The organism is Arthrobacter alpinus (assembly GCF_001294625.1).
Lineage (GTDB): Bacteria > Actinomycetota > Actinomycetes > Actinomycetales > Micrococcaceae > Specibacter > Specibacter alpinus_A.
Genome location: NZ_CP012677.1, coordinates 2,801,523 through 2,821,016 on the forward strand (window position 1 = coordinate 2,801,523; position 19,494 = coordinate 2,821,016).

Annotated in this window: 20 protein-coding genes; 3 read left to right on the top strand and 17 right to left on the bottom strand. The window is 61.0% G+C overall.

The annotated features are described in order from the left end of the window. Positions 1-20: 20 nt before the first annotated feature. The 6 genes from AOC05_RS12640 to glmS all read right to left on the bottom strand — a co-directional run bounded on the left by AOC05_RS12640 (position 21) and on the right by glmS (position 8,690). Positions 21-1,100, bottom strand: a complete 1,080-nt coding sequence (locus AOC05_RS12640; protein WP_062007524.1) for an inositol-3-phosphate synthase — start codon at positions 1,098-1,100, stop codon at positions 21-23. A 234-nt stretch (positions 1,101-1,334) separates the two neighbouring features. After that, a complete protein-coding gene (gene mgrA / locus AOC05_RS12645; RefSeq protein ID WP_062007525.1) occupies positions 1,335-2,372 on the bottom strand; it encodes an L-glyceraldehyde 3-phosphate reductase in 1,038 nt (345 codons plus the stop codon). A gap of 96 nt (positions 2,373-2,468) precedes the next feature. Beyond that, a complete protein-coding gene (gene glgX / locus AOC05_RS12650; protein WP_062007526.1) occupies positions 2,469-4,589 on the bottom strand; it encodes a glycogen debranching protein GlgX in 2,121 nt (706 codons plus the stop codon). Positions 4,590-4,604: 15 nt separating this feature from the next. Next, complete coding sequence (locus tag AOC05_RS12655) at positions 4,605-6,230, bottom strand: bifunctional ADP-dependent NAD(P)H-hydrate dehydratase/NAD(P)H-hydrate epimerase (protein WP_062007527.1); 1,626 nt, start codon at positions 6,228-6,230, stop codon at positions 4,605-4,607. Position 6,231: 1 nt separating this feature from the next. Then, positions 6,232-6,579, bottom strand: a complete 348-nt coding sequence (locus tag AOC05_RS12660) for a holo-ACP synthase (protein WP_062007528.1) — start codon at positions 6,577-6,579, stop codon at positions 6,232-6,234. Positions 6,580-6,767: 188 nt separating this feature from the next. Beyond that, positions 6,768-8,690, bottom strand: a complete 1,923-nt coding sequence (glmS, locus tag AOC05_RS12665; protein WP_062009759.1) for a glutamine--fructose-6-phosphate transaminase (isomerizing) — start codon at positions 8,688-8,690, stop codon at positions 6,768-6,770. A gap of 141 nt (positions 8,691-8,831) precedes the next feature. On the opposite strand from glmS, the gene coaA reads away from it, so the two are divergent. The 3 genes from coaA (at position 8,832) to mscL (ending at position 11,248) form a co-directional block, all read left to right on the top strand. Beyond that, positions 8,832-9,800, top strand: coding sequence for a type I pantothenate kinase (coaA, locus tag AOC05_RS12670; RefSeq protein WP_062007529.1), 969 nt, complete (start codon positions 8,832-8,834; stop codon positions 9,798-9,800). After that, entirely contained in the window at positions 9,801-10,766 is a 966-nt protein-coding gene (locus AOC05_RS20180; RefSeq protein ID WP_230085355.1) for a M15 family metallopeptidase, read from the top strand. Positions 10,767-10,840: 74 nt separating this feature from the next. Beyond that, entirely contained in the window at positions 10,841-11,248 is a 408-nt protein-coding gene (mscL, locus tag AOC05_RS12680) for a large conductance mechanosensitive channel protein MscL (protein WP_062009764.1), read from the top strand. A gap of 83 nt (positions 11,249-11,331) precedes the next feature. Here the strand turns inward: mscL and glmM are convergent, their stop codons facing one another. The 11 genes from glmM to AOC05_RS12735 all read right to left on the bottom strand — a co-directional run bounded on the left by glmM (position 11,332) and on the right by AOC05_RS12735 (position 19,493). Continuing rightward, complete coding sequence (gene glmM, locus AOC05_RS12685) at positions 11,332-12,678, bottom strand: phosphoglucosamine mutase (RefSeq protein ID WP_062007530.1); 1,347 nt, start codon at positions 12,676-12,678, stop codon at positions 11,332-11,334. A 150-nt stretch (positions 12,679-12,828) separates the two neighbouring features. Beyond that, a complete protein-coding gene (gene rpsI, locus AOC05_RS12690; RefSeq protein WP_062007531.1) occupies positions 12,829-13,344 on the bottom strand; it encodes a 30S ribosomal protein S9 in 516 nt (171 codons plus the stop codon). 36 nt (positions 13,345-13,380) lie between these two features. Further along, positions 13,381-13,824 carry a 50S ribosomal protein L13 gene (rplM, locus tag AOC05_RS12695; protein ID WP_062007532.1) on the bottom strand — a complete coding sequence of 148 codons (444 nt, stop codon included), beginning with the start codon at positions 13,822-13,824 and terminating at the stop codon, positions 13,381-13,383. 259 nt (positions 13,825-14,083) lie between these two features. Next, positions 14,084-14,983 carry a tRNA pseudouridine synthase A gene (locus tag AOC05_RS12700; protein WP_062007533.1) on the bottom strand — a complete coding sequence of 300 codons (900 nt, stop codon included), beginning with the start codon at positions 14,981-14,983 and terminating at the stop codon, positions 14,084-14,086. A 107-nt stretch (positions 14,984-15,090) separates the two neighbouring features. Then, positions 15,091-15,600, bottom strand: coding sequence for a 50S ribosomal protein L17 (gene rplQ, locus AOC05_RS12705; protein WP_062007534.1), 510 nt, complete (start codon positions 15,598-15,600; stop codon positions 15,091-15,093). A gap of 87 nt (positions 15,601-15,687) precedes the next feature. Further along, positions 15,688-16,698, bottom strand: a complete 1,011-nt coding sequence (locus AOC05_RS12710; protein ID WP_062007535.1) for a DNA-directed RNA polymerase subunit alpha — start codon at positions 16,696-16,698, stop codon at positions 15,688-15,690. 157 nt (positions 16,699-16,855) lie between these two features. Continuing rightward, the gene (rpsK, locus tag AOC05_RS12715; protein ID WP_062007536.1) at positions 16,856-17,257 is read right to left on the bottom strand and encodes a 30S ribosomal protein S11; all 402 of its coding nucleotides are present in this window, start codon (positions 17,255-17,257) and stop codon (positions 16,856-16,858) included. Between the two features lie 105 nt (positions 17,258-17,362). After that, positions 17,363-17,740: a 30S ribosomal protein S13 gene (gene rpsM, locus AOC05_RS12720; RefSeq protein ID WP_062007537.1), complete on the bottom strand. Its 378-nt coding sequence runs from the start codon at positions 17,738-17,740 to the stop codon at positions 17,363-17,365. Between the two features lie 190 nt (positions 17,741-17,930). Next, positions 17,931-18,044, bottom strand: a complete 114-nt coding sequence (gene rpmJ, locus AOC05_RS12725; protein ID WP_011775570.1) for a 50S ribosomal protein L36 — start codon at positions 18,042-18,044, stop codon at positions 17,931-17,933. Between the two features lie 29 nt (positions 18,045-18,073). Then, a complete protein-coding gene (gene infA / locus AOC05_RS12730) occupies positions 18,074-18,295 on the bottom strand; it encodes a translation initiation factor IF-1 (RefSeq protein ID WP_009358723.1) in 222 nt (73 codons plus the stop codon). A 238-nt stretch (positions 18,296-18,533) separates the two neighbouring features. Further along, positions 18,534-19,493 (bottom strand): P1 family peptidase, encoded by a 960-nt coding sequence (locus AOC05_RS12735; protein ID WP_062009766.1) that lies wholly within the window; start codon positions 19,491-19,493, stop codon positions 18,534-18,536. Between the last annotated feature and the right edge of the window lies 1 nt (position 19,494).

Here is a 19,494-nt window from a genome sequence, read left to right on the forward strand (position 1 = left end):
CGTCATTGGTGATGCAGCGTTTAGACGTCGCCGCGGATGAAGGCCTCAACTTTTTCGTGCGCGATGTCGTCGGCGTACTGCACCGGCGGGGACTTCATGAAGTAGCTGGAGGCGGACAGGATGGGTCCGCCGATGCCACGGTCCAAGGCGATCTTCGCTGCACGGATGGCGTCGATGATGACACCGGCCGAGTTGGGCGAATCCCACACTTCAAGCTTGTATTCCAGGGACACCGGGGCGTCACCGAAGTTACGACCCTCGAGGCGGACAAACGCCCACTTCCTGTCATCAAGCCAGGCGACGTAATCGGACGGGCCGATGTGAACGTCGTCGGCGCTGAGTACGGCCGAGGTGTTGGAGGTGACAGCCTGGGTCTTGGAGATCTTCTTGGACTCCAGGCGTTCGCGCTCGAGCATGTTCTTGAAGTCCATGTTGCCACCAACGTTGAGTTGGTAGGTGCGGTCCAGGATCACACCGCGGTCTTCGAAAAGCTTGGCCATGACACGGTGTGTGATGGTGGCACCGATCTGGCTCTTGATGTCATCACCCACAATGGGGACACCGGCTGCCGTGAACTTGTCGGCCCATTCCTTGGTGCCGGCAATGAAAACAGGGAGGGCATTGACGAATGCCACGCCGGCGTCGATGCAGCACTGTGCATAGAACTTGGCGGCGGCGTCGGAGCCAACCGGCAGGTAGCACACCAGGACGTCAACCTTGGCGGCTTTGAGAGTTGCCACAATGTCCACGGGGTCTGCGTCGGACTCCACGATGGTCTCACGGTAGTACTTGCCCAGGCCATCAAGGGTGTGTCCGCGCAAAACGGGAACGTCAAGCTTGGGCACATCGGCCAGTTTGATGGTGTTGTTCTCGCTGGCGCCAATGGCGTCGGAGAGGTCGAGCCCCACCTTTTTGCTGTCCACATCAAAAGCGGCCACAAATGTCACGTCATTGACGTGGTACTTGCCGAACTCAACGTGCATCAGGCCCGGTACTTTCACGGACGGATCAGCATTTTGGTAGTACTGGACGCCCTGGACCAGAGACGAGGCACAATTGCCCACGCCGACAATGGCAACCCGAATAGGATAATTGGACACGGAACTCCTTCATAAAACTCACACGGACCCGGCTCTCACACAAAGCGGTGATAGGTTGGCGCACGCCTTCATTTCTTATACGAAGACAACACGCACGGCATATTCAACCGGGCCTGACGCCCCAACGGCGCCCTTAACCATTCTAGTCAACTCCCCCTGCCCCGGTTTTGTTCCCTCACGCAAGGATTATCTCGCTGTTTCGTCACACAGCCGCCGTTGCATGAGGTACCCAGCCTACTTTTGCGCCCACCTGTTGATCTCAGATTCGACAGCGAACTCGTCGATCGCCGTCAGCTCGGCATCCGTGAAGCCCACGTTCTTGATGGCGGCCACGTTGTTTTCCAGCTGGGCAACACTGGAGGCGCCCACCAAGGCCGAGGTCACGGGGCTACCCTTGAGCTGGTCGCGCAGGATCCAGGCGATGGCCATCTGTGCCAGCGACTGCCCGCGGGACGCGGCAATATCGTTAAGCGCCCGCACACGGCCCATCTTGTCCTCGGTGAGGTCGTGCTCGTGCAGGAAGTGTTCCTTGGCCGCACGTGAATCAGCGGGGACGCCGTTGAGGTACCTGTCCGTGAGCATCCCCTGCGCCAACGGCGAGAATGCAATTGATCCCGCCCCGACCGTGTCGAGCACTTCATAGAGGTTGGGTTCGCCGTTTTCGCTCCAGCGGTTGAGCATGGAGTAGGACGGCTGGTGGATGAGCAGCGGGGTGCCCATTTCCTTCAGGATGCGGGCGGCTTCCAACGTTTGGGCTGGCGTGTAGGAGGAGATGCCCGCGTACAACGCGCGGCCCGAACGCACGGCCGTGTCCAGGGCTCCCATGGTTTCCTCCATGGGGGTTTCCGGGTCGGGGCGGTGGCTGTAGAAGATGTCCACATAGTCCAAGCCCATGCGATTCAGCGACTGGTCCAAGCTGGCCAGCAGGTACTTGCGCGAGCCCCACTCGCCGTACGGGCCCGGCCACATGTCGTAGCCGGCCTTCGTGGAGATGATGAGCTCGTCGCGGTACGGGGCGAAGTCGTCCTTCAGGTGGCGGCCAAAGTTTGTTTCGGCGCTGCCGGCGGGCGGGCCGTAGTTGTTGGCTAGGTCAAAGTGGGTGACGCCCAGATCGAAGGCGCGGCGCAGGATCTCCCGCTGCACGTCAAAGGACTTATCGTCCCCAAAGTTGTGCCACAGGCCCAAAGACACGGCAGGCAATTTCAGCCCGCTGCGGCCAATCCGGCGGTACGGCATGGTCTCATAACGGTTTTCCGCTGCATGAAAAGTCATACCCTTATTCTGCCACCACCGGGACGCTGCGAGCCGCCCTCTGGGTGGCCCTGCCAGAGACACCCTTGGCTGCTGTCACCAGCGCCCTGCTGTGAATCAGTTTCGTTCCGGGGCCCGCAGCACCAGCACCGACCGCCCCGTCACGGACACCATCTCCCCGGAGGCAAACTCCGAGGCACTGACTCCGTCCGTGTGCACCTCCACCACCCACCGCTGCGCGTACTCCCCGTCAGGCAGTGTGAAATCGACGGCGTTGTCCCCGGCGTTGAACAGCAACAAGAAACAGTCATCGACCACTGCCCGGCCCTGCGCGTCACATTCCGGCAGCCCGGCACCGTTGAGAAACACGCCAATGCTTCGCCCAAATCCGCTGTCCCAATCAGCCCCGGTCATGGCCGCCGAGTCGGGGCGCAGCCAGACGATGTCCGGTAGCGCGCCGTCGTCCCCCCGGTCCACGGGGTGGCCGTTGAAGAAGCGACGACGACGGAACACCGGGTGCGCTGCCCGCAACCGTACCAGCCGGGAGACGAAATCGATCAGCTGCGAATCTGCGGTGTCCCAATTGATCCAGGTGAGCGCGGAGTCCTGGTTGTAGGCGTTGTTGTTGCCGTTTTGGGTGCGGCCCAGCTCGTCCCCGTGCAGGATCATGGGAACCCCTTGGGAGAGTAGCAAGGTGGTGAGGAAGTTGCGTTGCTGGCGGGCGCGCACAGCCAGGATTCCGGCGTCGTCGCTGGGCCCTTCCACCCCACAATTCCAGGAGCGGTTGTGGGCCTCCCCGTCCCGGCTGTCCTCTCCGTTGGCCTCGTTGTGTTTGTCGTTATAGCTGACAAGGTCGGCCAGAGTGAAGCCGTCGTGGGCGGTGACAAAGTTGATGGAAGCCACCGGGCGCCGACCGGAATGCCCGTACAGGTCCGAGGATCCGGTCAGCCGGGAGGCGAACTCGCCCAAGGTTGCCGGCTCGCCACGCCAAAAGTCGCGCACCGTGTCCCGGAATTTGCCGTTCCACTCCGTCCACTGCGGGGGAAAGTTCCCCATCTGGTATCCGCCGGGCCCTAGGTCCCATGGCTCGGCAATGAGTTTGACCCGGGACACCACCGGATCCTGCTGCACCATTTCAAAGAAGGTGGACAGCTTGTCGACGTCGTAGAACTCGCGGGCAAGGGTCGCAGCCAGGTCAAAACGGAACCCGTCAACGTGCATCTCGCTCACCCAGTAACGCAGCGAATCCATGATCAGTTGCAGCGCATGCGGTTCCCTGACATTGAAAGAGTTCCCCGTGCCCGTGTAGTCCAGATAATGTTCCTTGTCACCGTCCATGAGCCGGTAGTAGGCGCCGTTGTCGATACCCCGGAAGGACACTGTGGGTCCTAGGTGGTTTCCTTCAGCCGTGTGGTTGTACACCACGTCAAGGATGACCTCCAGGCCGTTGCGGTGCAGTTCCTTGACCATCTCCTTGAATTCGCGCACCTGATCGCAGGGGTCGGTGGCGGAGGCGTATTCATTGTGCGGGGCAAAAAATCCGATGGTGTTATAGCCCCAATAGTTGCGCAAACCCTTTGCGGCGAGCGAGTCGTCTTGAACAAATTGGTGCACCGGCATCAGTTCGACGGCGGTCACACCCAAGTTTTTCAGGTGGGCCACGACCGCGGGGTGCGCCACCCCGGCATACGTGCCGCGCTGGTGCTCCGGGACATCCGGGTGCAGGGCTGTCAGCCCTTTCACGTGGGCCTCATAAATGACACTTTGGAAGTAGGGAGTGTCGGGGCGGACGTCGTCGTGCCCGTCGGCGTCGGTCCAGTCAAATTGCTCGTCTGTGACCACAGACCGGTAGGTGTGCGGTGCGGAATCCTTGTCGTTGCGGGTCAGTGGCTGCCCAAATTCGTAGGCGTAAAGCGGCTGCCCCCACCTGATGTCGCCACCAACGGCACGTGCATAGGGGTCAAGCAGGAGCTTGCTGGGATTGAAACGCAGCCCGTTGGCCGGGTCCCACGGCCCGTCCACCCGGTACCCGTAGTGCTGTCCGGCCTCCACCCCGGGAACGTACCCGTGCCACACATAAGCGTCCACTTCGGTCAAGGGGAGACGCGTTTCGGTGCCCTCTGCGTCGAAGAGACACAAGTCCACTGCCTGCGCACCGCCGCTGAACACGGCAAAGTTGGTGCCGTTGCCGTCGGCGTGGGACCCCAGTGGATGCTGCCGTCCGGGCCAAAGTTCCACAGGTTCCCCCTCGGGTTAGTGCATGATCCGTGCCCAGACGGCAGGGATCCGTGCCGCCAGCGCTCCGGCGTTCAACGGCGCACCGCTGTCCACATGGGCCAGTCTGCCATGCAACGCCGCGGCAAGTGCCGCCGTGACGGCCAGCGTGTCTTGCACCCCCTCAGAGGGATCTTCCTGGTGCTGGTGTTCGGCCCGCATGGCGAGCAGTGCCACCAAGACGCCTGCCAGGGTGTCTCCGCTCCCCGCCGTAGCCAACGACGGCGCGCCGTCAGCTTGGGTGTACACCGTTCCCTCGGGTGAGGCCACCACCGTGGTGGGGCCCTTCAACAGCACCGTGGCACCCGTGACCCGGGCCGCCAGGCGGGCCGCGGCCAGGGGTGCGGCCTCGATCTCGGCACGGGATTTGGCGATTCCGTGCCGGGTAAGGAGCAAGGACAGTTCCCCCGCATGCGGGGTCAGCACCAGATGCGCATTGTGACGGCTTCCGGTGGCCTCTGCAGCGTCTTCCTCAGGTATCCCAGCCCCGAGGAGGGTCAAGGCGGCCGCATCCACCACTGTGGGGACTCGGGACTCCATGGCTTGACTGGCCCGCAGCAACGCGGCATTGTCCCCGTCGATGCCGGAGCCCACCAGCCAGGCCTGCACCCGGACGTCCAAGGGGGACCCCTGAGAGCAAACCACCTCCGGGTTACGGATATGGATCGCGGCGCAGACCTCAGCCGCCCCCAGATACCGCACCATGCCGGGTCCGCAAGCCGACGCCGCGGCCACGGCCAGCAGGCCGGCCCCGGGATACTGCTCCGAACCCGCCACAATCCCGGCAACGCCCCTGGTGTACTTGTGATCGGCAGTGGCCGGGACGGGCAATAAGTTTGCCAGGTCGGCGGTTTCAAGCCGGAGGACGTCGGGAGCCCCCAGGAATTCGTCGATGCCAAGGTCCACGACACTCACGCTGCCGCACAGCTGCTCGGCCGGGGCGCACACCACACCGGTTTTGGCCGCTCCAAAAGTGACGGTGAGATCCGCCGGCAGCACGGGGTGCGTGACTTCACCCGTTGTCGCATTGACACCGCTGGGAAGGTCACAGGCCACAACTGCTGGCCCGTCACCCGCCGCAACCATGTGACACAGTTGCGCTACAACCTCTGCCAGTGGTCCCTGGAGCCCACCACGCCCGCCAGTGCCCAGCAAACCGTCAATAATGATGTCGCAGAAAGCCGACTCGGCAAGGAACGCCGCGAGCGCGCCTTTCTCCCCAGAAGCGGACGACGGCGGCTCCTGGCCGGGAGTCAGAGCCGGCACCGCGGGAAGAACCGGCATGCGCATGATGCGTCCACCGGCTTTGATGAACGCGAGCAAAGCCTCCGTGTGGGTACGGTCACTGGTGAGCAACGCCGTCGCGCAGGACCCGCGAGAGGCTAGGTAGGCACCCGCATAGAGTGCGTCGCCACCGTTGTTGCCAGAGCCAATCAGCAGCGCCACACGGGAGCCGTAGACTCCCCTGCCCCGGGCCCGCAGCACCGACACCACACCGAGCCCCAAGCCATGGGCGGCCCGCTGCATCAAGGCGGGGCCGTGGCCGGCGTCGAGAAGGGGTTGTTCCGCGGCGCGGACGGCGGCGGCGGTATAGGCGCGCAGCATGTCAGCTCTCGGCTATGACCATTGCGGTGGAGATGCCGCCGTCATGGCTCATCGAAAGGTGCCAGTGCTTGATGCCTTTGGCCTTCGCCACGGCAGCAACAGTGCCCTTGACGTTGATCGTGGGTCCTTGCTCGTCCAAGCCGATCCAGCAGTCCTGCCAGTTCATGCCAGCCGGGGCACCCAACGCCTTGGCCACCGATTCCTTGGCAGCGAACCGAGCCGCCAGAGACTGCGTGTTCAAGCCACGTTCAGCTGGCACAAACAACCTGTCGCGCAGGCCCGGTGTGCGTTCCAGCTGCCGGCCAAAGCGTTCAATGTCAACAACGTCCACACCAATGCCAATAATCATGACCCCAGCCTATTCCCCTGTCGCTCCCACGGCTCGCAAGCTCACCGCAGGACCCTCGCAACAGTGGGCCCACCCGTCGCGTCCAGCACCCGCAAGCTCACCGCAGGACCCTCGCAACAGTGGGCCCACCCGTCGCGTCCAGCACCCGCAAGCTCACCGCAGGACCCTCGCAACAGTGGGCCCATTCCTCACTCGACGGTGACCGACTTGGCCAAGTTGCGTGGCTGGTCAACGTCGAAACCCTTGGCGGTGGCTAACGCGCAGGCGAACAGCTGCAGCGGCACGGTAGTCAGCAACGGGGCCAGCAGCGGCGTGGTCTCCGGGATGTAAAACACGTGTTCGGCGTACTCACGCACCGACTCGTCACCTTCTTCGGCAATGACAATGGTCATTGCACCGCGGGCACGCACTTCCTGGATATTCGAGACCACCTTGGAGTGCAGGGAATCCCGGCCGCGAGGCGAGGGAACCACCACGATGACCGGCTGGCCCTCTTCAATCAAGGCGATGGGCCCGTGCTTGAGCTCGCCGGCCGCGAAGCCCTCCGCGTGGATATAGGCGAGCTCCTTAAGTTTAAGTGCGCCCTCCATGGCCACCGGGTAGCCCACGTGGCGGCCCAGGAACAGCACGGAGCGGGTGTCCGCCATGCTGCGGGCCAATTCCTTAATCTGCTCGGAGTTATCCAGGATCGTGGCGATCTTTGCCGGCATCTTGCCCAGATCCGCCAGGATGTCCTTGATCTGGCCCTGAAACAAGTTACCGCGCAGTTGTGCCAAATACAGGCCTAGTAGGTAGGCGGCGGTAATTTGGGCCAGGAACGCCTTCGTGGAGGCCACGGCGATCTCGGGGCCGGCATGCGTGTACAGGACAGCGTCGGACTCTCGCGGGATGGTGGAGCCATTGGTGTTGCAGATGGCGATCGTCTTTGCGCCCTGTTCGCGTGCATAGCGGACGGCCATGAGCGTGTCCATGGTCTCGCCGGACTGCGACAGGGAAACAATCAGCGTCTTGTCGTCAACAATGGGGTCGCGGTAGCGGAACTCATGGGAGAGCTCCACCTCTGTGGGGATGCGGCACCAGTGCTCAATGGCGTACTTGGCCACCTGACCAGCGTAGGCCGATGTCCCGCACGCCAGGACGATGATCTTATTGATGGTCTTCAGGACGTCGGCGTCGATGCGCATCTCGTCCAAGATCAGTTTGCCGTCAATGTCAGAACGGCCCAGCAAGGTCGCAGCCACGGCCTCGGGCTGCTCGTTGATTTCCTTTTCCATGAAGGAGGGATAGCCGTCCTTCTCGGCGGCGGCAGCATCCCAGTCAACCAGGTATTCCTTTCCCTGCGCCGGTGCACCATAAAAGTCGGTGATGTCCACCGTGTTTGCGGCAATGGTGACAACCTGGTCCTGGCCCAGCTCCACGGCGCGGCGGGTGTAGTCGATAAACCCTGAAACATCCGATCCCAGGAAATTCTCACCATCACCCAAGCCAACCACCAGTGGCGAGTTGCGGCGGGCGGCGACCACCACCCCCGGCTGCTCGGCATGCGTGGCCAGAAGGGTGAAGGCACCCTCCAGACGCTGGGCAGCAAGCTGCATGGCCTCGGTTAGCCGCCCCCCTTCACCGCTTCCATTTGCTGCAGGGGTTGCCACATCTGCCAGAGAACGGTAAATGTCACCGAGCAAAACTGCCGCCACTTCTGTGTCGGTTTCCGAGACAAAGGTGTAACCCTGCTTGAGGAGGTCGGCCTTGAGCGGGGCGTAGTTTTCAATGATGCCATTGTGGATTACAGCCAGCTTCCCGCCGTCCACTACATGCGGGTGCGCGTTCTTGTCGGTCGGTCCCCCATGGGTCGCCCAGCGGGTGTGGCCGATTCCCGTCATCGAGTCAGGCAGCGGGTTCGCGGCAAGCTCCGTGATGAGGTTGACAAGCTTCCCTGACTTCTTCGCCATGGCAATGCCACCGTTGGCCACCACGGCGACACCCGCGGAGTCATAGCCGCGGTATTCAAGCCGCCGCAAGCCCTCCATCAACACGTCCAATGCCTGATGGGGCCCGGCTGAAACTATTCCATTGGCCGGGGCAGTGCCGGCGTATCCCACAATTCCACACATGAAAAACAATCATAAACCCTCACCCATTTGCAGGACGTTCTACCTCCTTCGTGCAAATGACCCTGAAATTCTGTCACAAAAAATTCGCTTGCCCCGTACGAATATTTCGTACTGCGCAACAAACAAGGCAGAATCGGAGGTGTGACATCGCAAAGATCCGAGTCCAGCAATGGCGAAGGCGCCTCTCCTTTTGTGGAATTAGACCGCCAAACATGGTCGCGCCTTGCCAATAAGATTGAGCAACCTCTCAACGAGGAGGACGTCCAACGGCTCCGCGGGCTCGGTGACCAACTGAACATGCGTGAGATTCGCGACGTCTACCTTCCGCTTTCCCGGCTGCTGAACCTCTATGTGGGTGCGGCCGGCCACCTTCACAGCGCCACCACCACCTTCCTGGGAGAACGGGGCAGCCGCACCCCGTTTGTGATTGGCGTGGCTGGTTCGGTCGCCGTGGGCAAGTCCACCACTGCCCGTGTGCTGAAAGAGATGCTGTGCCGCTGGCCGGACACCCCCAACGTGCAACTGGTGACCACTGACGGCTTCTTGTACCCCAATGCTGAGCTAAAGCGCCGCGGGTTGATGGAGCGAAAGGGCTTCCCGGAATCCTACGATCGCAGGGCCCTGCTGCGGTTCGTCAGCTCCGTCAAAAGTGGCGCCGACGAAGTGCGGGCGCCAATGTACTCCCACCTGACCTACGACATCCTGCCCGGCAAGGAAGTGGTGGTCCACCGCCCCGACGTGCTGATTGTGGAGGGCCTTAACGTCTTGGCCGCCGCACGCCCACGAACCGACGGCCGGTCCGGACTCGCCGTGAGCGACTTTTTCGACTTTTCCATCTACGTTGATGCGAAGACCAAATACATCGAACAATGGTATATCGATCGGTTCCGATCACTGCGCAGCGGTGCGTTTTCCAACCCGGAATCGTATTTTCGCCGCTATGCCGACCTCTCTGACGTCGAGGCAGTTGCCACCGCCGCGCGGATTTGGAAGGGCATCAACGAACCGAATCTGCTACAAAACGTGTTGCCCACACGCGGGCGCGCCCAACTGGTGCTCACTAAGGACTCCGATCATTCCATCCGCCGGATGTTGCTGAGGAAAGTTTAGATGCCAGGTACCGGCTTCCACCAGGCCCGGAGGCTGCGCCGCACACCGGCCGACCGCCTCCGGGAATTGCTTTCCTGGCCAAACCCTGTGGGAATTCTGGTGTCGGTCGTAGGGGCGGCAATGGTGCTCACCGGTGCTGTTGCGCTAGGTGAAGGCTTCCCTCGTACGACGACGCCCTCCAGCCAGGTCCTTGCGCCCCCTTCGCCCTCCCCCGTCAGCACAGCACGGCCCACGCCGTCGAACGCGCCCCCCGCACTGGCTCCGGAACCAACAGCGACTCCCTTGATTCTGGGGGCCGACGCCAACGCTCCCATCCAAAAACTTTTCGCGTCCGGAACCGCCGCACCTGCCGACCGCGGGCTCTGGGATATTGCCAGCCCCGCCAGCCCACTGGTCCTGGTGAACAAACACCATCCCCTCGTGCCCACGACGTTTGAGCCTGCCGACCTCACCACGCCCAACGTTATGACCGGAGGAGGGGAAGCTGTTCTGCTGCGCACGGAAGCCGCCACGGCCGTGGAACGCATGTTTGAGGCGGCTTCCTCCGATGGCGTGCAGATCACCATCATGAGCGGGTACCGTTCTTACGACACGCAGGCCACGGTGTACAACGGATACATCGCACAAAATGGGCAGGATATTTCAGACACCACCTCCGCCCGACCGGGGTTCTCCGAACATCAAACGGGTTTTGCACTGGATATTGGTGACACCTCTGTCCGTTCGTCATGCGAGTTCACCATATGCATGGCTGAGACCCCGGCAGGGCGCTGGGTGGCGGCCCACGGTGCAGAGTACGGCTTTGTCATCCGCTACCGGCTGGGGCAGGAGTCCGTCACGGGCTATTCTGCCGAGCCGTGGCACCTGCGCTTCCTGGGAATCGCCGTCGCCCAGGACATGAACCGTCGTGGAATTTTCAGCTACGAGACATATCTGGGTCTTCCCTCAGCCCCTGGTTACGAGTAGCAAAGGCCACCGCCGGCACAAGGAAATTTCACAATTTCCTGCAGTTGCAGCATTTTTTGCGGTACTTTTGGTGCATGTTAAAGGGATTTAGAGATTTCATCATGAAAGGCAACGTCGTAGACCTTGCCGTCGCCGTAGTCATTGGTGCCGCATTTGGTGCGGTCGTCAACTCATTCGTCACCAATATACTCATGCCCCTCATTGCTGCGCTGGTAGGTTCGCCCAACTTCGACAGCTTCGGCAAGATCACCATCAATAACAACGACATCCTTTTCGGGGTGTTCCTTACCGTGTTGGTGAACTTTATCCTGGTCGCAGCAGCAATCTACTTTGTGGTTGTCATGCCCATGAACCACATGATCGCCCGTCGCAACGCCAAGCTTGGTATCAAGGAGGAAGCTCCCCCCGTCGACCCACAGCTGGAACTGCTCACCGAAATCCGCGACGCACTCACGGCCCGCCCCACTGGCGGCCTACACTAATAATCCGACTCAACATGAAGAGGGCGGCAACTCCATAAGAGTTGCCGCCCTCTTCATGTTGAAATCAAAGTGTTGAATTCAAACTACAGCGCCAATTCGGTCCGAACAACGCTCACGAGTTCTTCACAGATCCGCTGGGCAGTTTCTAGATCGCCGGCCTCCACCATGACCCGCACCAGCGCCTCGGTGCCGGAGGGGCGCAGCAAGACTCGCCCGGTGTCGCCGAGTTCGTTCTCTGCCTTGACGACGGCGGCCTTGATAGCGGGCACAATACCGGCGCGGTTCTTGTCAACGTTCTTGACGTTGATCATGACCTGCGGCAACTTGGTCATCGCAGCTGCCAATTCCTTCAGCGACTTGCCCGTTCGTGCCAGTTGCGCGGAAAGTTGCAAGCCTGTCAGCAGTCCGTCCCCGGTCGTAGCAAATTGGGAGAAGATGACGTGCCCGGATTGCTCACCGCCGAGCGTGTAATCTCCACGACGCATTTCTTCAAGCACATAGCGATCGCCGACGGCGGTTTCCCGAATGGTGATCCCGGCTTTCCGCAACGCAATTTTCAATCCGAGGTTACTCATGACGGTGGCCACAAGAACGTCGTCCTTGAGCTGACCGGACTCCTTCTGGGCCAAAGCCAGAACTGCCATGATCTGGTCGCCGTCGATGATGTTGCCCTCGTGGTCCACCGCAAGGCATCGGTCGGCGTCGCCGTCGTGCGCAATGCCAAGGTCTGCCCCGGTGGCCAACACTTTCTCCTGGAGTTTCTCCAGATGGGTGGACCCCACACCGTCATTGATGTTCAGACCGTCGGGCTCCGCGCCAATGACATGGATGGTGGCACCGGCATCGGTGAAGACTTGGGGGGAGCAGCCGCTCGCTGCACCGTTGGCACAGTCAAGGACAATCCTCAGACCGTCCAGCCGGTTCGGCAGGGTGCCCAGCAAATGCAAAATGTAGCGGTCCTCGGCGTCGGAGAAGCGCTGGATGCGGCCAACTTCAACGCCCGTGGGGCGGAAAGCGTCCCGTTGGAGCTGCTCTTCGATGGCATCTTCTAGCGCATCATCGAGCTTGGTGCCCCCACGAGCGAAGAACTTGATGCCGTTATCCGGTGCGGGATTGTGCGACGCGGAAATCATGACACCAAAGTCGGCGCCCAGATCGGCAATCAAAAACGCTGCAGCGGGGGTGGGAAGAACGCCGGCGTCGTAAACGTCAATGCCGGCACTGGCCAGGCCCGCCTCCACGGCAGCAGAAATGAACTCACCGCTCGCCCGGGGGTCACGGGCCACCACCGCCCGGGGGCGTTTGCCGTCCGCGACTTGGTTATGCCCGAGCACTATGGCAGCCGCCTGGGCAAGCGACAATGCAAGTTCTGCCGTCAGCAAGCCATTGGCCAAACCGCGGACACCGTCAGTTCCAAATAATCTAGACATCTCGATAAGTCTAGATCACCCGGCCCCAAATGCTGTCCGCAGCCTTGTCACCAACGCACGCGTCCGAATATTCGTCGCCTTAATCCAAAAGTCCCCGGCTCGCAAAGCGAGCCGGGGACTTTCAAGGGAGCATCTAATCTAACGCTGAGATTAGCGCTTGGAGTACTGCGAAGCCTTACGTGCCTTCTTAAGACCAGCCTTCTTACGCTCGATGACGCGTGCGTCACGAGTAAGGAAGCCTGCCTTCTTCAGGATCGCACGGTTGTTCTCAACGTCGATTTCGTTCAAGGAACGAGCAACGCCCAGACGCAGTGCGCCGGCCTGGCCGGAGGGTCCGCCACCGTGGATGCGAGCCCAAACGTCGTAGGCACCCTCGAGATCGAGAATACGGAACGGGTCGTTTACTTCTTGCTGGTGCAGCTTGTTCGGGAAGTAGTTGGAGAGCTCACGGCCGTTCACAATCCACTTTCCGGTGCCGGGTACGACGCGAACGCGGGCAATTGCCTGCTTGCGACGGCCAACAGCAGCGCCGGAAACCGTCAGGGCCGGGCGCTCCTTTTTGGGAGCTGCATCAGATGCAGCCGAGGTTTCGCTGGTGTAGCTGGTCAAAACTTCTTCCTCAGCCACAACGGCTTCGGTGTTCAGCTCTTCAGTATTCTGAGCCACGATTCTCCTTGATAGAATTTAGGTTGGTGGCCAGGACTACTGGGCGACCTGGGTGATTTCAAACGTCTTGGGCTGCTGTGCGGCATGCGGGTGCTCAGCACCACGGTAAACCTTCAGCTTGCCAATCTGGGCTGCGCCCAGCTTCGTCTTCGGGAGCATGCCACTGATGGCCTTTTCCACTGCACGAACCGGGTTTTTCTCCAACAGTTCTGCATAGTTCACGCTGGACAGACCGCCCGGGTAACCGGAGTGACGGTAGGCGCGCTTCTGCTCGAGCTTGGCGCCGGTCAGAGCAACCTTCTCGGCGTTGATGATGATGACGAAATCGCCCATGTCCATATGGGGAGCGAAGGTCGGCTTGTGCTTTCCACGCAGCAGTGTTGCGGTCTGGCTGGCAAGACGGCCCAAGACAACGTCATTGGCATCAATAATGTGCCACTGACGGTTGATATCGCCGGGCTTCGGGGTATACGTACGCACGGTTTTTGCCTTCGTTTCTTGTTCTAGGTGGTGTCACAGATGGTTGACACCTGCTATCTATGCGTTTACCGGAACAGAGGTGAGGGCTCTAACACCAGTTATCCATACACTTCCCGATCACGCCTGCCGAGGTGGTGATCCTGCAACCGGATCTTCAGCGGGCGCGTGGTATCGAGATAGGACACGCACAACGACTACCAACGATACCTTTAATACAGCCACCCGGTCAAAGCGAGATTGGCGGGTGGCTCCCAAGAGGTCAAAAGCAGGCTTCAGGAACAGCTCTCCGGGCCCGGGTCAAGGCGGCCCGCTCATGCATATCCGTCTCGTGCGGATAGTGCACTTCTTCTAAAATAAGCGGGTGTGGGGCGGCTAAGACGGACTTTGCGTCCCGCAGACCGGCCAATAATCGCTCATGCATCCACTCGGGCCTCTCCTGCCCCTCCCCGACCCGCAGGGAGCCGCCAATCAACGCCCGGACCATGTTGTGGCAGAAGGCATCCGCCTGAACGTTGACATTAATCACACCGTCATCGGCAAGCCCAAAGTCAAAGCGTTGCAGGGTCCGCACCGTAGTTGCACCTTCGCGTGGTTTCGCGAAGGCCGCAAAGTCCTGCAACCCCAGCAAAGCCCGCGCCGCCTGGTTCATCAAATCGACGTCCAGATCCCTCTCATGCCACAACGTGATGGCCCTCTGCAGGGGATCCCGGCGGGTGGAGCCGTCGGCAATTCGGTAGCTGTAGCGCCGCCACAGGGCTGAGAAACGTGCGTCGAAGCCCACCGGGGCCCGTGTCGCGTCGATGATCTCCACGGTGCCTCGAAGCTCCCGCAGAACCATGCCCAACGCCCCGTTCAGGCGCCGCTTGAGCGAATCTTCAGGGACGACGTCGTGCCCTCGCCTCAGCCCGTCCCATTCCTCTGGCGTGAGGTCAAAATGCGCGACCTGTCCCCTTGCGTGGACCCCCGCATCTGTGCGTCCTGCAACTGTGAGCCGCACTTGTCGGCGCACAATCACAGCCAGCGCCTGCTCGATGACACCTTGAATGGTGCGTTCAATGGTTTGGATGCCCCAGCCGCTGAAGGGTCCGCCGTCGTAGGCGATGTCCAGGCGGGCACGAATCAAGCCAAGGTATTCGGGGGCCAATTTGGGGTTGTGCATGGGCTCAATTCTACGTCGGCAGCGGTTGCCACGGGGCACGCAAAAGGACCCGCCTCCCCTTCCGGGTGGCGGGTCCTTCAACAAAGACTAAAGCTGGCGCTTAGGCCTTATTTGGTCTCTTCGGCAGAAGCCTTAACCTCGGCAGCAGCTTCTTCAGCTACAACCTCGGTCTCAACAACTTCCTCAACCGAAGCTTCAACCGGGGCAGCCTTGACGGCGGCAGCGGTAGCTTCCTTCACGACGGCCTGCTTAGCGCTGACCGGCTCCAGAACGAGCTCGATGACAGCCATGGGAGCGTTGTCGCCCTTGCGGTTGCCGATCTTGGTGATGCGGGTGTAACCGCCGTCGCGGTTCTCCACTGCCTTGGCGATGTCGGTGAACAGCTCATGGACGATGCCCTTGTTGCTGATCAGGCCGAGAACGCGGCGGCGCGAAGAGAGGTCTCCACGCTTTGCGAAAGTTACCAGTCGCTCTGCGTAGGGGCTCAGTCGCTTGGCCTTGGTCAGGGTGGTGGTGATCCGCTTGTGCTCAAACAGAGCGGCGGACAGGTTCGCGAGCATCAAACGCTCGTGGGCCGCTCCGCCTCCGAGGCGGGGACCCTTGGCGGGTGTTGGCATGGTGTTTCTCCTCAAGTGTCAGCCGCGCCGACAGCAAACACATCAATTGTGTTTGCCACGGGCGGCTAAGAAAAATGTTGTTCGTCTTTAGAGTTCGTCGTCGCCGTAAGCGTCGTCGTTCTCATCAATGGCTGCGGCACGGGCGGCAAGGTCAAATCCTGGAGGGGAATCCTTCAGAGACAGACCGAGCTCAACCAGCTTTGCCTTTACCTCGTCGATGGACTTCGCACCAAAGTTGCGAATGTCCATCAGGTCAGCCTCTGAGCGAGCAACGAGTTCACCCACAGAGTGGATGCCCTCACGCTTGAGGCAGTTGTAGGAACGAACCGTCAGGTCCAGATCCTCGATCGGCAGGGCCATGTCTGCGGCAAGAGCGGCATCCGTCGGGGACGGGCCAATCTCAATACCTTCAGCTGCGGTGTTCAGCTCACGGGCCAGGCCGAAGAGTTCAACGAGCGTCGTGCCGGCAGAGGCGATGGCATCCCGCGGGGAGATGGCCTGCTTCGTCTCTACATCGACAATCAACTTGTCAAAGTCAGTGCGCTGCTCGACACGGGTGGCCTCCACGCGGAAGGTCACCTTCAAAACGGGAGAGTAGATCGAGTCAACCGGGATGCGGCCAATCTCTGCATCTACATTCTTGTTCTGGGCTGCCGAAACATAGCCGCGGCCGCGCTCGATGGTCAGCTCGAGTTCGAACTTGCCCTTCGAGTTCAGTGTGGCGATGTGCATGTCCGGGTTGTGGAATTCCACACCGGCCGGCGGTGCAATGTCGGCCGCCGTGACGACGCCGGGACCCTGCTTGCGCAGGTAGGCGACGACAGGCTCGTCATGCTCCGAAGACACTGACAGGCCCTTGATGTTCAGGATGATCTCAGTGACATCTTCCTTCACGCCGGGAACCGTGGTGAACTCGTGCAGTACGCCATCCAAGCGGATGCTGGTGACAGCAGCGCCGGGGATGGAGGACAACAGGGTCCGACGGAGGGAGTTTCCCAAGGTGTAACCGAAGCCGGGCTCCAGGGGTTCAATAACGAACCTGGAACGGTTCTCGGAAACTACTTCTTCAGATAAGGTGGGGCGCTGTGCAATGAGCACTGGGTTTTCCTTTCAGCGAGCATCCGCTATATGACGCAACACAGGTAGTGGAAATGGCGGCTGAGGACTTAACGGCGGCGAAGTTGGCCCTCCGGTGAATGTTTCTGGCAGTGCCGGAAACGTTCACCCGAAGGCCAACCAACGCAACATGTCCTCGTTAGACGCGACGGCGCTTGGGCGGACGGCAACCGTTGTGGGCGCTGGGGGTGACATCCGAAATGGAGCCAACCTCAAGACCAGCAGCCTGCAGCGAACGGATAGCCGTTTCGCGGCCCGAGCCCGGACCCTTTACAAAAACGTCAACCTTGCGCATGCCGTGCTCCTGTGCGCGCTTGGCAGCTGCCTCAGCAGCCATCTGTGCAGCGTACGGGGTCGACTTGCGTGAACCCTTGAAGCCAACTTCACCAGCTGATGCCCATGAAATGACTGCACCGTTCGGATCCGTGATGGAAACGATGGTGTTGTTAAAGGTGCTTTTGATGTGCGCCTGGCCCAGCGCAATATTCTTTTTATCCTTGCGACGCGGCTTACGCACCGCTCCACGAGTCTTTGGGGGCATTTTATTCTCCTACGAAAGTTTTTTTGGGGGCTGCGGGCGCATGGGGCCACGCTTGCCAGGTTCCAAGAAAATCGCACAGCGATTTTCTTGGCCGGCAAGTGGGGACTAGCGGCCGGCCTTCTTCTTGCCTGCGACGGTACGCTTCGGGCCCTTGCGGGTACGAGCGTTGGTCTTCGTGCGCTGGCCATGCACGGGCATGCCACGACGGTGGCGGATACCCTGGTAGCTGCCGATTTCGACCTTGCGGCGAATATCGGCTGCAACCTCGCGACGAAGGTCACCCTCAACCTTGTAGTTACCCTCGATGTTGTCACGCAACTGAACGAGCTCAGCGTCGGTCAAGTCCTTGACGCGGACGTCCGGGGAGATCCCCGTGTCAGCCAAGACCTTTGTAGCACGGGTCTTGCCCACGCCGTAGATGTATGTAAGCGCTACTTCCAACCGCTTTTCGCGGGGAAGGTCTACGCCAGCGAGACGTGCCATATTGGCTGCTCCTTGTGTAAACCGGAGGTCGTAGACAGTACACCCGCATTATTGACTAATGTGGCCCCGGCCTCCGACCGGGGGTCCGTTGACCGGTTGCGAATTGCTTCGCCTTCGTCCAACTTGTGCTGCCTTATTTAATTTGACTTACGTGAGCAGCTGCTCAGGGATCTCCTCAAAAAAGAGGAAATTAGCCCTGGCGCTGCTTGTGGCGCGGGTTCTCGCAGATCACCATGACTCGGCCGTTACGGCGAATCACCTTGCACTTGTCGCAGATCTGCTTGACGCTCGGCTTAACCTTCATGGCATTCCTTTGCGTGATTACAGTTGTGGTTATTTGTAGCGGTAGACGATACGACCACGGGTGAGGTCGTAAGGGCTGAGCTCCACCACAACTCGGTCCTCAGGAAGGATACGAATATAGTGCTGGCGCATTTTTCCTGAGATATGGGCAAGAACGATGTGCTTGTTCGTCAGCTCAACACGAAACATCGCGTTGGGCAGCGCTTCCGTCACAACGCCCTCGATCTCAATGACCCCGTCTTTCTTGGCCATATCCTCCGCTAACTTTGTTGCGCTAACCCCGCCCTGCCCGGAATGGACACAACAAGATCAGCATTGGGTTTACTACTAGTTTATTGCTCGTCTATATTCGCAGAGCAGGTCTTGGCACGAAACCGATTCCCACAATGCGCCCGACAAACTATCGGACACAGACAACCAACAACCTACTCTACGGCAAAGCGTGAAATATGTTAAATTGGTCCATCGCTCCCAAGCTGTGAGTTTAAGCTCAGGCGCCAGGGAACGGATGCCATTCACCCGCCGGCGTTTTCACGCTCACAGCGCTGGCGACACCATCTATGATGGCCAGCCTGACGGCTTCCGCGGCAGCGCTTTGCAACTCGATCATCGCCGCGACGGGAATCTGTGGATGCGCAATCAGCTGGACGGCACCTGTGGCCAGCGTAAAGATGGTGTCGCCGTCCGCCAGAGTGTGCGCGGGGTTCAGTGCCCTCGCGAGCCCGGCGTGCGCGGCTGTCGCCGTACGCTTTGCCTCAGCGACACTCATGCGAACATTCGTGGCGATCACCACCAGTGTGGTGTTCAGGCCCACCCCGGCCGACGGCGGCGTACCGCCCGGTTGCCAGGGGATTCCTGCTGCGTTGACCACCGCCAAGGCGCCGACCACCACTGCGCTGTTCTCGCCGCTGAGCCTCACGGACGCTGACCCCACACCGCCCTTGAATGTTCCGGCGCCAATCGCCGCGCCGGTCCCCGCACCCACATTGCCGCGGACGACGTCGGCCCCTTCAGGACTGTCCGCAGCGTCCAGTGCCGCCTCATAACCCATCTGCGCGGTGGGCCTTGCGGCAAAGTCGCCTCCCCTGCCAAGGTCAAAGATGGCTGCGGCAGGCACGATCGGCACCACACCCCCGGGAACGGGGAACCCCCTGCCGTTTTCTTCGCACCACTGTTGCACTCCTCCAGCAGTGGCCAGCCCGTAGGCGCTCCCGCCGGTCAGCACGACGGCGTCGACCGTCGGTACAAGCGTGGTTGGGTCCAACGCGTCGGTTTCGTGGGTGCCGGGCCCGCCTCCTCTGACGTCGACCGAGCCGATGGTTCCAACAGGCGGCAGGACTACGCTGACCCCGCTCAGCCAGCCGTCGCCGCGCCGCTGCGCGTGCCCGACCCTGATGCCGGGCACGTCCGTGATGAATCCTGGCCGAGCCGTTTGATTTAGATGTGTCATG

Excerpts from the sequence above, each read along its gene's own strand:
- mgrA (WP_062007525.1), bottom strand. The coding sequence starts at position 2,372 with ATGACTTTTCATGCAGCGGAAAACCGTTATGAGACCATGCCGTACCGC.
- AOC05_RS12655 (WP_062007527.1), bottom strand. The coding sequence starts at position 6,230 with ATGCTGCGCGCCTATACCGCCGCCGCCGTCCGCGCCGCGGAACAACCC.
- AOC05_RS12660 (WP_062007528.1), bottom strand. The coding sequence starts at position 6,579 with ATGATTATTGGCATTGGTGTGGACGTTGTTGACATTGAACGCTTTGGC.
- glmS (WP_062009759.1), bottom strand. The coding sequence starts at position 8,690 with ATGTGTGGAATTGTGGGATACGCCGGCACTGCCCCGGCCAATGGAATA.
- AOC05_RS20180 (WP_230085355.1), top strand. The coding sequence starts at position 9,801 with ATGCCAGGTACCGGCTTCCACCAGGCCCGGAGGCTGCGCCGCACACCG.
- mscL (WP_062009764.1), top strand. The coding sequence starts at position 10,841 with ATGTTAAAGGGATTTAGAGATTTCATCATGAAAGGCAACGTCGTAGAC.
- glmM (WP_062007530.1), bottom strand. The coding sequence starts at position 12,678 with ATGTCTAGATTATTTGGAACTGACGGTGTCCGCGGTTTGGCCAATGGC.
- AOC05_RS12700 (WP_062007533.1), bottom strand. The coding sequence starts at position 14,983 with ATGCACAACCCCAAATTGGCCCCCGAATACCTTGGCTTGATTCGTGCC.
- rplQ (WP_062007534.1), bottom strand. The coding sequence starts at position 15,600 with ATGCCAACACCCGCCAAGGGTCCCCGCCTCGGAGGCGGAGCGGCCCAC.
- rpsK (WP_062007536.1), bottom strand. The coding sequence starts at position 17,257 with ATGCCCCCAAAGACTCGTGGAGCGGTGCGTAAGCCGCGTCGCAAGGAT.
- rpsM (WP_062007537.1), bottom strand. The coding sequence starts at position 17,740 with ATGGCACGTCTCGCTGGCGTAGACCTTCCCCGCGAAAAGCGGTTGGAA.
- rpmJ (WP_011775570.1), bottom strand. The coding sequence starts at position 18,044 with ATGAAGGTTAAGCCGAGCGTCAAGCAGATCTGCGACAAGTGCAAGGTG.
- infA (WP_009358723.1), bottom strand. The coding sequence starts at position 18,295 with ATGGCCAAGAAAGACGGGGTCATTGAGATCGAGGGCGTTGTGACGGAA.
- AOC05_RS12735 (WP_062009766.1), bottom strand. The coding sequence starts at position 19,493 with ATGACACATCTAAATCAAACGGCTCGGCCAGGATTCATCACGGACGTG.